Annotated in this window: 5 protein-coding genes; 2 read left to right on the top strand and 3 right to left on the bottom strand. The window is 57.5% G+C overall.

Annotation, left to right across the window (positions count from 1 at the left end):
* The first annotated feature begins 39 nt into the window (after positions 1–39).
* Positions 40–381 (top strand): DUF7009 family protein, encoded by a 342-nt coding sequence (locus H8B15_RS05790; protein ID WP_187318725.1) that lies wholly within the window; start codon positions 40–42, stop codon positions 379–381.
* Positions 382–432: 51 nt separating this feature from the next.
* Positions 433–2,982, top strand: a complete 2,550-nt coding sequence (locus tag H8B15_RS05785) for an FdhF/YdeP family oxidoreductase (protein ID WP_187318724.1) — start codon at positions 433–435, stop codon at positions 2,980–2,982.
* A 100-nt stretch (positions 2,983–3,082) separates the two neighbouring features.
* On the opposite strand, the gene H8B15_RS05780 is transcribed toward H8B15_RS05785, so the two are convergent.
* The 3 genes from H8B15_RS05780 to H8B15_RS05770 form a co-directional block, all read right to left on the bottom strand.
* Complete coding sequence (locus H8B15_RS05780) at positions 3,083–8,779, bottom strand: MBG domain-containing protein (protein ID WP_187318723.1); 5,697 nt, start codon at positions 8,777–8,779, stop codon at positions 3,083–3,085.
* A 673-nt stretch (positions 8,780–9,452) separates the two neighbouring features.
* On the bottom strand, positions 9,453–11,846 hold the full coding sequence (gene tamL / locus H8B15_RS05775; protein ID WP_187318722.1) for a translocation and assembly module lipoprotein TamL: 2,394 nt from the start codon (positions 11,844–11,846) through the stop codon (positions 9,453–9,455).
* A gap of 92 nt (positions 11,847–11,938) precedes the next feature.
* Positions 11,939–17,155: a translocation/assembly module TamB domain-containing protein gene (locus H8B15_RS05770; RefSeq protein WP_187318721.1), complete on the bottom strand. Its 5,217-nt coding sequence runs from the start codon at positions 17,153–17,155 to the stop codon at positions 11,939–11,941.
* Positions 17,156–17,390 lie beyond the last annotated feature (235 nt).

Here is a 17,390-nt window from a genome sequence, read left to right as displayed (position 1 = left end):
CACAATTTCACAACCTCACCACTTCACCACTTCCCACCCATGAAGCTCCGTTTTGAAGATAACACCCTGCGCCTTCGTCTCTCGGCAGAGGAGGTAGCAACCTTCGGCGAAACCGGACAAATAGCCTCCCACGTGCCACTAGCGCCCGGCCCCGACGGCACGCTTACCTATGCCCTGCAACGCGCCCCCGACAACTCTACGGCTGCCGCCGAAACCCTGCGCGTGGCCTATTTGCCGGGTCGCCTCACGGTGCTAGTGCCCGAAACAATAGCGCGCAATTGGGTTGCGTCTGAAGAAATTGGTCTTTCTGCTACCCTGCACGTAGCCGATGCTACTGAGTTGCGTATATTAGTAGAGAAGGACTTGGGCTGTCGGCATTAGCGCGCGGGCGGCTTCTCCTACATACCTGAATCTAAACCACCCAAGATTGTAATGGAAGAATCACCGAAAACCAACCCCGCCAAAGCAGGGAAAAGCGAGGAGCAAAAGGCCGAAAATGCCCCGAAAAGCGGCGAGCGTCCCGATCAGGGTGAAGCCCCTGTAACCGATAATTACCGCCCCGACCCCCAGGGCGACCGGGACCAGACCCCCATCCCCGCCCCCGATGTGGCCGGAGCTAAATTCAAGCATGCTATTCTGGCCCAGCCACCAGAAGCCCTCACGGGCCTGAAGCTGGAGGCACCGTCGAAGGTAGCGGCGGGCGTTACGGCCGTTATCAAATCCATGGAGTTTAGCTGGAGCGAAGGCGGGGTAGGGCGTGGCACCAAGGCGCTGCTCGGTCTCAACCAGAAAGACGGTTTCGACTGCTCTAGCTGCGCCTGGCCCGACCCGGACCACCACCGCTCGGTGGCGGAGTTCTGCGAAAATGGCGCTAAAGCCACTGCCTCCGACGCCGACGACAAAGCCGCCGGCCCCGAGTTCTTTGCCAAGCACAGCCTGGCCGAGCTCTCGCGCATGACCGACCGCGACCAGAACAACACCGGCCGCCTCACGCACCCCTTGATAAAGCGCCCCGGCGGCACACACTACGAGCCCATTGAGTGGCCCGAGGTGTTCAACATTATTGCCCAGGAGCTGAACGCGCTGGAATCGCCGGACGAGGCTATTTTCTATACCTCGGGTAAGATTCCGAACGAGCCGGCCTTCCTGTTTCAGCTATTTGCCAAAATGCTGGGCACCAACAACCTGCCCGACTGCTCCAACATGTGCCACGAGAGCAGTGGCGCGGCTTTGTCTACTACCCTTGGGCTAGGCAAAGGCTCCGTCACGCTGAATGACATTCATGAGGCGGAGGTGATTATGATTATCGGGCAGAACCCCGGTACCAACCACCCGCGTATGCTGTCGGCGTTGCAGGAGGCTAAGCGCAACGGAGCCAAGATCATCAGCGTGAACCCGCTGCTGGAAGCCGGCCTCAACCACTTCAAAAACCCGCAGGATTTCATGAATCCGCTGCTGGCACTAGGCACCCTGCTCAGCAACGGCACGCCCATCACCGACGTGTTTCTGCAAGTGCGCGTGGATGGCGACATGGCTCTCATTCGGGGGCTGATGAAGCATTTGTTGGCCGCCGAGGAACTGAATCCCGGTCAGGTAATCGACCACGACTTCATTGCCAAGTACACCGAAGGCTACGACGCCGTGGTGGAAAACATCAAGAATACCAGTTGGGAGGATATTGAGGAGCTGAGCGGCTGCTCACGCGAGCAGTTGCTGGAAGCCGCCAACCTGCTGGCCAACAAGAAGAAGATTATTGCTTGCTGGGCCATGGGCCTCACGCAGCAGCGCCAGGGCGTGCAAACCATTCAGGAGCTGGTAAACCTGCTCTTGATGAAGGGCGCTGTGGGCAAGCCCGGCGCGGGCACCTGCCCGGTGCGCGGCCACTCCAACGTGCAGGGCGACCGGACCATGGGCGTGTGGGAACAGCCTACCAAGCAGTTTCAGGATTCGCTGGCGAAGGAGTTCAACTTCCAGCCGCCCTACGAGCACGGCCTCGACACCGTAGACAGCATCAAGGCCATGTATCATGGCAAAACCAAAGTGTTCTTCAGTCTGGGCGGCAACCTACTCGCCGCTGGCCCCGACACGGAGGTTATTGCCGAAGGCATGCGTAAGCAGCGCCTCACGGTATTTGTGGCTACCAAGCTCAACCGTGGCCACCTCACCACCGGCGAAACCAGCCTGCTGCTCCCTACCTTCGCGCACGTCGATATCGACATGCAGAAGTCGGGACACCAGATGACTTCCTGCGAAAACTCGATGGGCGTGGTGAGCCAGAACAAGGGCATTCTGGTGCCGCTGGCGGGCCAGATGATGAGCGAAGTAGCCATCTTGTGCGGTGTTGCCATTGCCACCTTCGGCGACAAGACCAACATCGACGACTGGGTAGCCATGACGGAAAACTACGACGTCATTCGTGACCACATCAGCCGCGTGATTCCGGGCTTCGAGAACTTCAACGAGAAGCTGCGTCGCCCCGGCGGGTTCTACCTGCCCAACGGCCCCCGCGACCGGAAGTTCACGACCGAAAACGGCAAGGCCAACTTCACCAAAACGGAGCTGGAGAAATACCACCTGGAGCCCGACCAGCTGGTGCTAATGACCGTGCGCAGCCACGACCAGTTCAACACTACCATCTACGACTACAACGACCGGTACCGCGGCATCCACGGCGAGCGGCGCGTGTTGTTCATGAACAAGCAGGACATGGCCGACCGCGGTCTGGAAGCCAAGCAGCTCATCGACATCACCAGCCACTACGAGGGCGACACCCGTACGGTGGAGAAGTTCCTGGCCATTCCGTACGATATTCCGCGCGGCAACGTGTCGGCTTACTTCCCCGAGGCCAACCCGCTAGTGCCTGTGGCCAGTGTGGCCAAGGTCAGCAACACGCCTACCTCCAAGTATGTGGTGGTGACGGTGGTGGCCTCGGAAGCGGCGAAGAAGACGCAGAAGGCCAAGCCAGAAGCAATAGAGGCGTAGATGCTACTTAGAATATAGTGAGCTGATTATCAATGCAAATACAAACAAAAAAGCCGGGAAACTCCCGGCTTTTTTGTTGTGCAAAAGGGTAGGCGCGCTGCTACTTGGCAATGATTACGCGCTTATTTTCGACGCTACCATCTGTGAGCAAGCGGAAGAAGTAGGCCCCGTTGGGTAGGGAAGCACGCGAGAAGGACACGGACTGCTCTTCGCCGGCGGCTACCTGGCCGTCGTACAGCGTGGCTACCTGGCGGCCCAGGCCGTCGAAGACCACCACCTGGGCGCGGCCGGCTTTCTGGGCCTGGAAGCGGATAGTGCCGTTGTCAACCAGCGGGTTGGGGTAGATTTCCAGCGAGTTTTTGCCGGCCTGCGCGGTGGCTGCGGCGGCGCTGCCGTCGGTTACTACTACACTTTGCGTGGTGCTAGTGGCGCTGAGGCTAGTGCTGCTGCGCACGCTGATTTTGCCGCCCTTCAGATCCTGCATGGCTGTTTTGGTGCCCGTCCAGTTGTTGGAGAACAGCAGCTCGCCGGAAGAGGAGCGGAGCGTAACGCCAATTTTGTGCGCGCCACCCGTTACCGTCGACTCAAAGGCCTGCACCGACAGGTCTAGGTTGCCGCCGATGTTGACGATGTTCAGCGGGTCGGTGATGTCGGTGAGGTTGGCCTTCGTGTTGAAGTCGCCTTGGTTGCCGGCCGTGGTAGAAGAAGTACCCAGCGTGTTGATGGCGCTGCTTTTGATCTGGTACGTGCGCCATACATCCCCTACCAATCGGCGGAAGATGACGGTGGCCTGCCCCTGAATGTTTTTGCCGCTCTTGTTCCACTTCATCGTGAAGCCGAAGTTCATCTTGGAGCCGGCCGTGGCCATATACGTGCCCCCCGACTGCGCAACGACTGTATTGCCGCCACCATTCACGAAGTCCTGACCGGGCACGGCAATGGTAATGAGGGTATAGTCGGGGGTGCTGCCGGCGTAGTAGGTACCCTGTGCAGTGCCCTGCGTTTCGGTGATGAGATTAAAGGTTTTGCCACCGTAGCTCATCTCCTGATTGTTCAGCGTAACGTCTCGTACGCCGCTGCGGCCTACCCCCGCCGTCAAATCGGCAGCGTTGAGGGCTAATACGGGGAAGGTTTGGCCAAACAGCAGCGTTCCGGCGCTTTCCTTGAAAGCTGCGGTGCTCTTGGTGATGTTGCCCGGGAAGTTATCGGCTTTGTCTTTGAAAGTGGCAATGTATTCCACTTTTGCCAGGTTGGAGGTCGAGTTAGCCGTACCGAAGTATTCCAGACCGGCATACGCTACCTCTGCATCTTCCGCGTCAACCACTAGCATGCCGGCAGTGGTGTTCGTAACGCCAGCCAGATTGCTCGAAGCAGGCGTAAACACAGCTGCTACCGTATAGGTGCCCGCGGGCTGCACAATCTTGAACGACTTCGTAACGATGCCATTGTTCCAGTCGGCAGGGTAGGCCGAAGAACCCAGCGACACGGTAGCAGTGCCTGCGCTGTTTGACAGCTTGAACTCCACGGTGCCGCCCGTAGCATTGAGCACCGTTTGCGCCGTAGCCGACGTTGCAGTGGCCGTAAACGTCACCTGGTCGGAGTATTGCACCGGGCCGTTGCTCACCACCGTGAGCTTGGTGGTGGCCGCCGTAATGGCCGCCGTAGTGTTGGTGCTGGCATTGGCGGTGTAGTTGTCCGCAGCGGGCCCGCTGATGCTGATACCCGTGACGCTCACGAGCTTGCCCATGCCCACGTTGGGGTCGGCAAAGGCGGCGTTGGCGTAAGCCGTCGTCAGCTGGTCGCCGGCCACGCGGTTGTCGGCCAGCGTGACGGTAGCGGCGGTAGTGTTATCAAACTCCTTGTTGATACTAGTAGCCGTCACGAGCAGTGGGCGGGCCGTGATGTTGAATTTCACCCCATCCGTGAAGCGAAGCGTGTAGTTGTTGCTCAGGGCCAGCGTGCCTTGCAAAATCGAGTAGCTACCCACCTTCGAGCCTGCTTCCCGGGCCAGACTACCCGCGAAGGCGTCGTTGCCGACCAGGGTCACCTTCTCATAGGCCAGCGCTGGATCGGCGGTGCCGTATACTTTGCTCTGACCAGCCAGAGGTGTCACCGTCACGGCTTTGGGTGTGATGGCGAAGTCGCTCGACGTGTACGTGACGGTGTAGTTGCCGATGGTAGAAGCCTTGGTGGTGCTGTTCTGAATGGAAAGCGTGCCCTGTCCAATAGCGTAGGCACCCACGTTGTTGCCCGCTGCCCGCGTCAGTGCACCCGCAAAAACGTCGGAGGGGGCCAGGCCGCTACCGCCCACGGTGTAGGTGAAAGTAGCAGGGTCGTTGTCGCCGTATACCTTCGTCTGGCCTGCGTCAACCGTAAGAGTGATAGGCCGGGCCGTGATGGTGAGTACTCCCTCAACAGTGTGCACATTGTAGTTGCTGAATGTAGCGCCCTTGGCGGTAGGCACAATGCCGTAGCTAACGCCGGGCCCGGAAACGGGGCTGCTAGCCGTGGCCGTAGTGGAAGCGCCAAACTCGAACGTCTCGTTGTTCTTTTGCCCCTTAATGCTGCCAGTGAGGGTAGGGTTATCCTCACCATACACTTTGGTTTGATTGTTCGCCGTTACCGTCAGCGTGGCCGGCGTGATGGTGAGGGTAGCTGTTACCAGCTTCACGGTGTAGTTGTCCAGCGTGCTGCCGCTCACCGTTGGCGTAATCACGTAGCCGTTGCCCACCGGCGAGGTAGGGTCAGCCGTAGTAGTGCCACCTGTTGTAAACTTCTCGCCGTTTTTCCCGCCCGTTGGGGTAGCCTCAAAGGTGGGGTTTAAGTCGCCGTATTCGCGAGTGGCAGCCTTCGCCGTCACCGTCAGCTCAGCCTGACGAATAGCCAACGTTCCTGCTACATAGGTGAAACGGTAGTTGACGGCGCTGCCGCCGGCTACGGTGATGGGGTAGGAGCCCACGCCGCTGTTCTGGGTGGCTGTGGTAGTAGCCACGGGTGCGGTGGGTAGAGCAGTGGCGTCTTCAGTGTCGACAAAGCCATTGTAGCGTACCGTCAGCGCGGGGTTTTGGTCGCCGTATTCTTTCTGCTGATTATCAGCCGTTACGGTCAGTTCTTTGGGTTCAATCACCAGCGTGCCCGAGGCTGAGCCCTCATAGTTGTCGTTCAGCAGCGTAGCCACCACTGTATATCGCCCAGCGTTGACGGGCGGTGTTGTGGCTCCATTGTAGGTGATGGCGAAGCTGCTGGAGCCGGCAGCCGACGTAGTGGCCGTGGCAGGTTGTGCCTTGCCAGTGTAGATGTGGCTCAGCGCGTCCAGCGTAACCGTAGCGGCGGCTTTTTGGATGGTGAACCCCGTGATGACTGGCATGGCCTCGTAATTCGGGTTGTTGAGGGTGGCCATCACCGAATAGTCGCCGGCGTTAATGGCCGCAGGTACATCGCTGCCATTCTGGCTGTAGCTAATGCTTATGCCGCCCAGTCCGGCTGGGTCAGAAGTATACGCTAACGGTGCCAGCGGAGAGCCAGTGTAGACTTGCGATAAGTTATTAAACGACAGTGTAGTAGTGGCCTTCTTAACAGTAAACTCATGGCTTACAGATGGAGCTGCTAAGTAATTATTATCTCCGGTCTGCGTAGATGTCACCGTTACGGGCCCCGCGCCGGTGAGGTGCACGGTATGGCCGTCGGGGAGTAGCGTGGCGCTACCCGAGACGGTAAAGCTGACAGGTAGCGAAGAGCTGGCCGTAGCACTCAGCTCAAAATCAGCGTCATTAAACGTCTTATCTGGTAGCGAAGCAAAGGAAATCGTCTGCGCTGCTTGGTTGACTTGCAGCGTCACCAATTTAGTCGCCTCTTTATAGTTGGTCGTTGCGGCCGCCGTGACGCGCAGGGTCTGCGGGCCGGCCGCGAGTACTGCTCCAGCGACGGGCGAGTAGGTCAGCGCGCCAGGCGCCGACCCTCCCGTTACGCCCGCCACGCTTGCATTCAGCTGGATTTCTGTCAAGGCAGTGCCGTACGGAATAGCGGCGGGCTGAGCCCAGGTGATGAGCTGATCGGCCTGCTGCACCAGTAAAGAATTGATGCCAATGACCGCCGTGTAGTTGCTGCTGGTAGGAGTGAGGTAGACGTAGAGTGGGTAGGCTGCACTTTGTGCGTCGAGCAGGGTAGCATCCGTTACAACCGTTGTTCCCTGCTTATATACGTAGGTGCCGGCTACCGCAGTACCGTTCACCTCTGCTACGGCATTGAGGGAACTGGCTAGCGTTGTGCCATAGGAAATAGCGGTAAGAGGTGCCCAGGTAAACGTTGGAACAGCTTGATGGATGGCAATAACTACCGTTCCTTGCTTGCTGTTATAGTTATCATCTCCTGCAAACAACCAATTAGCATTACCACCAGGATAATCAGTGAAGCTAGCGCCGAATGAAAGCAGATTACTCAGATTAACGCTATTGAGGCCGGTTGCGGTGCCGGTCGCGCCATGCGGCTGTCCGTCATAATCCCCACTGTATCCTTTAACGGCTACGTTTGCGTTAGCCTTAGTAGCGGCTACAGTAGCTGTTACTTCGTGAGCGGCGTTGTAATTTTCATTGCCGGGTTGGATGAACTTTACGATTCCAGTGCCAGTGCCGCTGATCATTGTATAAGCAGGCCCACTATTACTGAGTGGCGTGGTGCTAGCATAAGTAATAGGCAGCCCCGAACTTGCGGTAGCCGATACGGTAAAGCTGCTGCCGTACGTGGCACTGGCTGGCGCTGCAGTAGCGACGGTAATTGTTTGATTGGCCTTGCTAACGGTTAAATTACCCGTACCCGAACTGGTGGCGTAGCCTGATTCGGCGGCAAAGCTAGCTGCAACATAGCCGGTATAAGCAGTTGACGAAGCATTGATACCAGCAATACTGATGTTTGGTAGCGTCGCCACCCCAGTCGCATCGGTAGTAGCCGTGCCTACAGAGGAGTTGTTGAGTTTAAAGGAAATTTGTTTTCCGCTTACGCCTGTATTGTTCGCGGTAAGCGTAGCTACCAGCGTGGTTGTGCCTCCATACGTGCCTGAAGCTGCACTTACAGTAAGTGCCGTATTACTTACCGATGTAATTACCAAAGTTGAAGAAGCACTTGCCACATCAGTGCCGGATGTCGCCGTTACAGTGAAGTCATTTGTTCCAATTGGGGTGGATGAGCCTGAAGTTAAAGTAAGTATTGAGGTGGCATCGCTGCCCTTACCGATCTTGACGGTCGGACTAGAAAAACTAGCAGTAACATTCTTTGGAAGAATAGGGGTAGTTAATTTAACTGATGTACCGTTTGGAGTACTTCCAGTCGAAATCACCGTCACATTGTATGTTGCATAGCTGCCACGCTCTATAGAAGCAGGCGATTGAGAGCTAATCGTAACACTGCTGATGACATTCCCATCAGTAAACGCCGTCTGCGCCGTTAGCCCCGAACTGAGCCCCGTAGCAGCCAGCGTAAACGATTCGCCCAGGTGAATATCCTGAATGACGTACTCCGTGTTCAGAATGTGCCCGTTATCGTCTGCCGTGGCCGACAGGACGGTGTTGCCGTGCGAAATGGTAGAGTGGTCGATTTCCAGCTTCACCTGTTCGCCGGCCTGCCAGCCGTTACCTTCAATGGTTACCACGTCGCCGGGTAGGTAGTCGGCCTTGTCGGTGTAGACGGTAGCGGCTTGGGCAAACGCACTTACGGCGCTGCATAAGCTCAGGAGCAATACCAGCCAGCCTTTGTGGACTGTGCGTGGTAGAAGTCCTTTCCGAAAGAGTAAGAGTGTATCCATACACAAGCAGATTGAGGGTTGGTGGGGGAGTGAAGTAGGTATAAGGTTCAAAAAAGGCAAGGCGGTGCCAAGCCAGGCAAGCAGGCAATGGTAACTGGAAAGGAAGGAAGGGGGCGCAGTGAAGTCTGCGAATATAAAGGGAGTATTTGTATAATAAATATAAATATTTTTATCCCATTGTAACTTGCTGGACTTTGTGAATTAATTTATAGATGTGTGTTATTGAGTGTCTTACAAGTCAAATAAGCGCTTGTAATCGATGAAAATCAACCAGCCAGTAATATGTGCAGTCCGTCGAGTAATTGTAGTAGTTCAACTTCCGCACAACTTGTTTTAAGAAGATGAATGCTGAATAAATACTTGATTGAAAAAAAAGACGTATTGTAGAAATAATTATATTTTATATCGATTTAGGCAACACGTAGGCTTGAAGGGGCAGGAAAGCACTCTGGTGGCAGGCCGAGCGCTCCATGGTATAAATTGAAAGGCTACTCGTGCCGTATTTTCCGTCAAACGGATGCTTAGCTGCGCCATGATATTTTGATAAATGGCAAAGGCCAACTACCGTAATAGTTGGCCTTTGCTGGATGCTCGCAAAACACGAAGCTAGTTGAGATAAGTAGGCTGGAAGCAGGAACTGCTGCGCATCAGCTTCCCACAGATCTGCTCTATGCTAGAAGGGGTAGCCGATGGCAATGTTCAGTTTAACAGCATCGAGTCCTGGTTTCTGCTTAGAATATATAAAGTTGCGGGTAGGATCATTTGGATAAGCTGGGTTCTGTATGCTTAAATCCACGTTTTTGTAGGGATACACCAACGGATAAGCCGCATCCAGACGAATCACGAAGAATTGCACGTCGATGCGGATACCAGCACCAGCGCCCACGGCCAGCTGCTTCATAAAGGTGTTGAACTTGAACTGACCGTTCAAGCCATCGGGGTTGCCGTTTTCGTCGTAGGTCACGCGGCTGGGGTCGGCGTTTACCAGCCATACGTTGCCGGCGTCTACAAACAGCGCGCCCTTCACGTAGGGAAACAGGTCCTGGCGGTATTCTACGTTGGCTTCCAGCTTGATGTCGCCTACCTGGTCGTAGAAGCCGCCCTGCTCGGCATCGGTGGTGCGGTAGGTGCCGGGGCCCAGGCCGCGGGCGTTGAAGGCCCGGATGCTATTAGGGCCGCCAATACCGTATTGCTTGAGGTAGGGCAACACGTCGGAGTTTTTGTAGGGCATCCCTACCCCAATCAGCAGGCGGGTAGCAAACTTGTTGCCGCTGGTAGGGTCGGGCGACACACGGAAATAGTCGCGGAACTCCAGGTTTACCTGCGTGTATTGCGAGTACGGCTGGCCGAACAGCGTGTAGGCATCGCGTGGATTTGTCTCACCTACGGGCGTTTTGTTGGCGCCGGCCAAACTCTGGAATAGGTAGGCCAGGTTGCCCGACAAGCCAATGCCACCGCTGAAATAGATCTGGTTGCGCTTGTTGTCCAGCACCTGCTGGTTGTAGGTGTAAGTGTAGCTGCTACCCAAGATAAACTGCTGCCGGAAGCTGCGCGCCAAGAAAGGCCGTTCACGCAGAATGGAGTCGAAGACAGCTTCTGTGTTACTCAGGCGGTTGTACTGCAAATCAATGGGTTGCAGCTGCTGCTCGTTGGTGGCTTTGGTTTTCCAGGAGTAGCCATAGCCCAGGTTGAACACATCCTGCCGGAAATACTTGGTGCGCGACACCAGCTTGTAGCCCGCGTTGAAGAATGTGCGCGGCTGAAAGTCGGAGTTGCGCAGCCGAATATCAAACGGAGGCGTAATCAGGCGCGGCACCAGCAGCCTCGCATCCAAACCATACTGCGTGGAGGTGATGCCCGATAGGGTGCCCTTCCCCTGCTCTACCGAGGCCGTAGCATTGACAATCAACTGCTCGGCGCCGCGTAGGGCCGAGCGGTTGCGGTACTCCACCACCAAGGCTGGCCCGGTGAAGATGTTCGACACGTTCATTTGCAACTCGGCCCGCAGCGACTTCTTGGGCACCTGCGTCATGCGCACCAGGGAGTTCAGCTGGCCGTACTCGGCCGAGTCGGGCACGTTGCGGGCCGGACGGTACTGAATATCGACGTACTTAAACGTACCCAGGCTCATCAGGCGCGCCAGGGTCTGGTCGGAGCGGCGGCGGCGGTAAATGCTGTCGGGGTAGAGAAACACGGCGTTGGCAATGGCCTTGGCCCGAAACATCGACTCATCGGGGTAGTACCGATAGCCCCGGTACATAATGGGCTGCACGTTGGTGGTAGTGTCGGAGAGCTTGAAGTCTGTGTTCAGGCTCACGCGGTTTAGCACGTAGGGGCGCGCTGCCTTGGGCGGTATCGTGCCCTTCACCTTCACGTACACGTTGGCTTCGTTGTCAAGGGTGCTATCTACCTGAAACAGAATGTAATCAGGCGTAAAGTAGTAGTAGCCCTGGTTTTTGAGGGCCGCGTCGATGCGGGTGCGCTCGTTGATGAACGTTTGTAGGTTATACGGCTCGCCTACCTTTAGCAGGGTGCCCGGCTGCGTGGCCCGAATAGCGGCGTCCAGCAGCGTGTCGCGGTCGGGAAAGTGGATTTCCTTGATGCGGTAGGGCTTGCCCACGTTGGCCGTGTAGTCCACGGAAGCGGTCTGGTCCTTCGTGACGATTTTGCTGGTGACCGTGGGTTTGAAGTAGCCGTTGTTGTTGAGGCGGTTTCGCATCAGGTCCTGCACGCGTTGCGTGTCTACTTCGGCTAGCAGCACGGGCTTTTCGCCGTACTTATCTGCCAGCCAGTGGCCCAGGCCTTTCTCTTTTCCTACCCCCATGTGCCAGAAATACAGCTTGGGCCGCAGGCCCAGAATAGAGCTGTTGGGCTTGGGCGCAATCACGCCTTCTAGCTGGGTAGTTAGTTCGCTTTCGTTGGGAATGGGCGCGTCCGACTTCACCTGCACGGTGCTGCCCGTGTAGAGTTTAGAGCCCTCGGGAATGAATTTGGTGCCGCTGCACCCGGCCACCGCCAGCCACAGCGAGGCCGCCAGCACCGAGAGCGGAAACGAGAAGCGGGACATTATCGGGGAAGAAAAACGAATCAAAAGGCAGAAATAAGAGGCGAAAACAAGGAGCAGATGAAGCGCGAAGATAGCGCCAGGGCACCGGTGCGCTACCGCTGGGTAGAGTCGCGCCGGGCCACGGTACGGGTGCGGGCCGAGTCACGACGCGCACTTGTGCGGGTAGAGTCGCGGCGGGCGGGTGCCGCGGCATTGCGGGTGGCAGTAGAGTCCTGAGCGGCTTTCTTTTCTTCTTTATCCTGGCGGCGGCGCTGCTTGGTTTCCTGCTTCACGTCCTTGTCGATGCCCTTAAACAGGTCGGCCAGGTTCTGGTAGTCGCGCTGGAAAATCAAGGAGGCCCCGTTGCGCACGTACTGCCCGTCGATGTCGCCGTAGGCGTTGTTGCGGTAGGCGCGCAGGCGCAGGCGGCCGTTGGCCAGGATGTTGTATTCGATGCTCACATCGCCCCCAAAGTTACTGACACTCTGGTTGCCCTGCGAGGCGGGGTTGCCACCGGCCAACGGTACATCAGTGCCCAGGCGAACGGTGAGGCGATTATTAAGTAGTTGGCGGCGCACGGCTACGTTCAAATCGGTGCGGGTGCTTTGGTTGCCGGCTTTATCAAACTGGCTCTGCGAGTCTACGCCCAGCTCTACCCCCAAGTTGGAGAGGTAGCTCCCCGTCAGGTTGTTGAGTTGCTGCGTAAGCACCTGGCTAGCCGAGCCGCGCAATTGGTCGCCCACAATGCTACCGCCACCGGTAGACTGGAAGGGGTCGTCGGTCATGAAGCGGCCTAGCACCAGCAGGGAGAAAACCTGCTTGTTTAGCTCGCTGGTTTCGCTGGGCTGCCGCAGTTGCGCCAAGCGGTTTTCAATCTGTGGGCGCAGCGGAGAACTATTATTTTCCGGTAGCTTAATATCGAAATCAATCAGAGGCTTCAGCATCTCGCCTTTCACATTCAGGAATACGCGGAAGGGTATAGTGTTGCGGGCCAGGTTTTTGTCCGTGTCGGAGTTGGTGCCCTGCGACGACAGCAGCTCCGAGGGCGCCGCCTTGATGTTGTAGATGGCCGATACGTTCAGCTGGGCGTTGTAGGGGTCGCCGCTCCATACAATCGTGCTTCCCTCCGCAATTTCAAAGTCGCGCTCTACCAAGTCGTAGAGCGACATGTGGTACTGGCCCTGCTTCACGGCCAGCGCCCCGCTGAGCGTGATGGTGCCGGCTGGGTCGATGGCAGTATTCAAGGTACCAGCAGCCTGCACGCGCAGGTTGTCGCCCGTCACGGGGTCAATCACGATGGTAAACGGCGTGTCGTCGGTGATGGTGATGGTGGCGGCAATGTCGAAGCCCGCAGCCGTCTGGGCTGAGTCTACCTGCACCTGCCGGGCCAGCATGGTATCCAGCGGCGCGCTCTTGTCGATAAACTGCACGATGCCTTCACTCTCTACCTTGCCGGCTTCGTCGTTGGGCACTACCACCGTCAGGGCCGAGGGGTCTACTACGGTGGCGGTAGTCCGCACACGGGGTAGATTCAGGTCGCCGGTGATGCGCGTATCAGAATCCACCACCAGCTTACCGTAGTATAGCTCGTTGTCTTTGGCGGTGCTCTGCACGGCAATAAAATCGTTGGTAGTAGCCCGAAGCTGGAAGCGGTAGTCGTCGATGTAGTTCTGCGTGAGCACGTAACCGTTTACTACTGCCTTGTTGCGCAAGGAGTCCAGAATGGTGAAGTTGTCGAACCGAATGCCCCGGTCGTCGAACACCAGACTTTCGTTGGGCAAAGTGAAGGGCGAGCCGAGCTGGGTGATGCGGAAGCCCGCGTCGTTGGTGTTCAGGCTACCCCGAATCTGGGGCGCGCTGGTAGTACCCGCAATGCTCATCTGACCCGTGAGGTAGCCGCTCATGTCCTTAATCTCGCCGGCCGCAAAGGGCTCGGCGGTAGCCAGGTTCAGGCGGGTTACGTTCACGTTCATGTCCAGGGCGCCGCTGGCAAGGTAGGCGCCGGTAGCGCGCACGTCGTTGTTGTTGGGGCCACCGGTCAGGCGGGCGTCCACTTCGTAGCGGTCGGCGGTAGGATTGGTGGCTTTCAGCGACACATCCCCAACCACCGATTTGTTGTAGGCAAATTGGTTGAGGTTCGCATCGGCTGTGAAGGCCATGCGCGGCTGCCCGATGGCCCGCACCACGGCCTCGCCGTTCAGCGTACCACCCACCATCGAGTCCTGCAAGCCGCCAGCCGTAGCCAGCATGTTCAGGTCGAGGTTCTGGAGGCGGGCTTGCAGCGGATAGTCGGCGCCGGGTAGGGTTTGCAGGGCAATTAACTGGTTACCCTGGCTCAGGTTCACGTTTTCGGCCCGGATGGCGCCGCTGTTCACATTGTAGGCAATGGAGTTATTGGGTGCCACAGTCCACTGCTGGTCGTTGAGCACCAGCTTGGGGTCGAAGCTGAAGGAGTATGCATCGCCCTGTTCTAACACTTGCAACACGCCGGCCAGGTCCAGCTTGGTGGTGCTGTCTTTTTCGGCCATGCGTAAGTGAGTGCCTACCTTGTTATCGGCAATGCTACCCGTGAGGGTGGGGTAGGGGAGGCGCAGTGTAGTGTCTTGGGTAATGGCATTCAGGCGCACGGCGTAGTCCAGCTTTTGTGGATCCGACGACACGTTCAGACGCAGCGAGTCCATGCGGTAGCCTGTGTATACAATCACCGGCACGCGGGCGTTCATAGTCAGGTCAGCGTCGCGGCTGTCGAAGCTGCCCGTCAGCTTGAAGGGTGACAGGGTAGTAAGGCCATCCACCATGTTGGTGGCAATGCGCGTATCCAGCAGGCTGGCATCGAAGGTGAACTGCCGCACGGGGCCGCCCGGCCGGTAGCGCACGCCTGGCAAGTCAAAATACCGGTCGATGTGCTCTTGCAGTACCGTGGCCAGGTCGCCGAGGGGGGTGTTGCCTTGCAGGTTTACCGCCAGTACGTTCGAATCCAGATTCAGCGAGGTATTGCCGGGCTGCTGCACAATTTTGCCCTGCAACCGGTCGAATACGATGGGCTGGTTGTCGAGCACAATGGCCACATCCTGGCCCGAGAACGTGCCATTGATGGTATTGGCGCTGGCCCCGCTCAGGTCGAAATTCAGATTGCCCTGCACCCGCAAATCACCGCCGGTGTAGAAGCCCAGCTTGGTGAGGTTGGCGCCTTTGATGTTAGTGTTGAAGCTGTACGCCGGGTTGTTGGCGTCGCGTAGGTTTACTACCCCGTCCAGTGTAAACGCCAGGTTGGCGTCGTTCTCGCTGCGGGCCGTGATGTCGTATTTGTTGCGGTCGATGTCTACCACCGCGTTGATGTCGTGGTACACGTAGCCTTGGTAACCAGCCCGTTGCACGTCGGCCACTAGGCGGCCTACCATGGTATTGGGGTCGAGGCCGTGGCCGTTGAAGCGCCCAGTGGCTGTTACACTACCAATGGTGGGGTCGCGCAGCACCTTGCCCACGTTGAAATTCTGCACGGCAAAGCGGGCCGTAATCGGTTCCCGGCCAGCCGGGCCAGCTTCCATATTCACCACGGCGGTAGCGTTGCCGTAGGTGGTTTGCACCTTCAAATTGGTATCAAACACCATGGCGGTGGGCCTACCCTTGAAGGTGCCCGACACGGCAATATTAGGGGGCAGGGAGTAGCCGGCCGGAATAGTGCCGGCAGGGGCCAGGCTCTTGATATCGGCAGCCGTAGTCGTGAACTTCTGCACGTCAAAATCGGCGTAGAGGCGGCGGTCCGTTTCGGGCAGGCCCTGAATGCGGCCACTGCCTACCACCTGCGTATTGCGGAAGCCCACAAAGTTGAGGTTGCGAATGCGCATGTCGCTTACGCGGCCGTCTACCTGCCCGCTAATCAGCACCGACTGGTCGGGGCCGGTGGTGAAGGGTGGGGTGCTGGCAATGTCGGGGTAGAGGTAGAGAATGTCGCGGAAGCCGATGCGGGTTTCGCGCAGGTCGCCCTCAATCTTGAGGTTGGCAATGTCGTCGGCAATGCCGCCCAGGCTTTCGTAGCCCATGGCCAGCGTGCGCCGGATGCGGGTGTGCGGCGTTACGAGGTCGAGGTTATCCAACCGCGTCTGCACCGAGTCGAATATCACGTCGGCCTCGGCGTGGTTGATCTGGAAGCCGCTTTGCTCCTTGCCTTTCAGCTCGTTGATGCGGCCGGTGGTGCTGTTCTCGGTGTATACCAAGTTGTTGGTTTGCAAAGCCAGGTCCGTGAAATCCAGGTGGTTGTAGTCCATGGCTGGCACGCGCGTTTTCTGCTTGGGCTCGTTGAAGTTGTCGAACTTCACGTCCAAGCCGCTGATGTCAGATTTCTTCAGCGTCACGGCCCAGCTGGTCGAGTCGCCGGTGGTCTGCGTCACGGCGCTATCCAGGTCACGCACCGCCTCAGCCGGGTTGAGGTTGCGCTGCTCCGTAGGTACGTCTTTGTTCTGGGCGTAAGCAAAGCTGCTGTTCTTCAGCACCAGCGAGTTCAGCGCTACCCGGCTGTTGATCAGGTCGATATTGTCGGCAGTCACTTCTGCCTGCCCGATTTTCGTGTTGATGTACTGCCCCGAAGGGTCATCTTGATACACCAAGCTCACGGTATCCAGGTTCACCTTGTTTAGGTCGAATGTGAGCGTGAGCGGTTCAGAGGGTGTGTCCGGCGTTACTTTGGTTTGCCGAATGTTGAAGGCAGCGCGAGCTAGCTTAGCATCACCAACCCGGTAAATAGACTTGTCCACGTCCACCTCGTCCATGTTCACCGCCAGCTCGCCTACCCGGCTACGTACGTTCATGCCATCTACCTGATCCTGGTAGGTCAGGAAAATGTTGGTGAGGCGCACATCGCCAATGTTGTATTTGAAGCCGCCCGTGGTATCGGCAGGGGTAGTCGTAGTGGTATCGCCGGTAGCAAAAGCCGCCGTGATGTAGTCGAAATTATAGGCGCTATCGGGCTCGGTGCGGGTGATGTGTACGGTTCCGTCGTTCAGCTCCAACGAGCTAAGGTTGATTTCCGAATTGGTGAGGGCCCACAAATCCAGGTCTACCCCCAAGTGCCCCACCGACACCAGCGTATCGCCCTTCTGGTCTTCCAGATACACCCCATCCAGGCTGATGGCGTGCTTGAAATCGGTGCGAAACTTAGCGATGCGCACCTCCGTGCCAATCTTGTTTTGCAGGTAGGACGCTGCTTTGTTGGCGGCAAAATCCTGCACTCCCGGGAATTGCAAAGCAACGACCACTCCTATAATAAGGAGTAGCACAAAGGCTAGCAGACCAAGGATACCGTAAAGGATGCGACGGGCGAAAGTAGGCAAGGGAAATAGGCAAATAGAGATTGAATCGAGATAACCAACGCAAAACTACCCCCTTAGGTTGGCTAGCGTCGTAGGCGGGCGCGTAGGGGCGCGTTGCACGCGCCCGTCGTTGCTGGTTTTGCGAGGTTGCGCTGCCCCACCCGGCGTTGCCTGTAGAGGCGCGTTGCACGCGCCCACCGTTGTTTGCTGGGTAGGGCGTAGCCGCCCCGCCTAGCGTTGGCATCAGCTAACAAAT

Source organism: Hymenobacter citatus (genome assembly GCF_014333615.1).
Classification (GTDB): Bacteria; Bacteroidota; Bacteroidia; order Cytophagales; family Hymenobacteraceae; genus Hymenobacter; species Hymenobacter citatus.
This window is presented reverse-complemented; position numbering and strand designations above follow the sequence as displayed.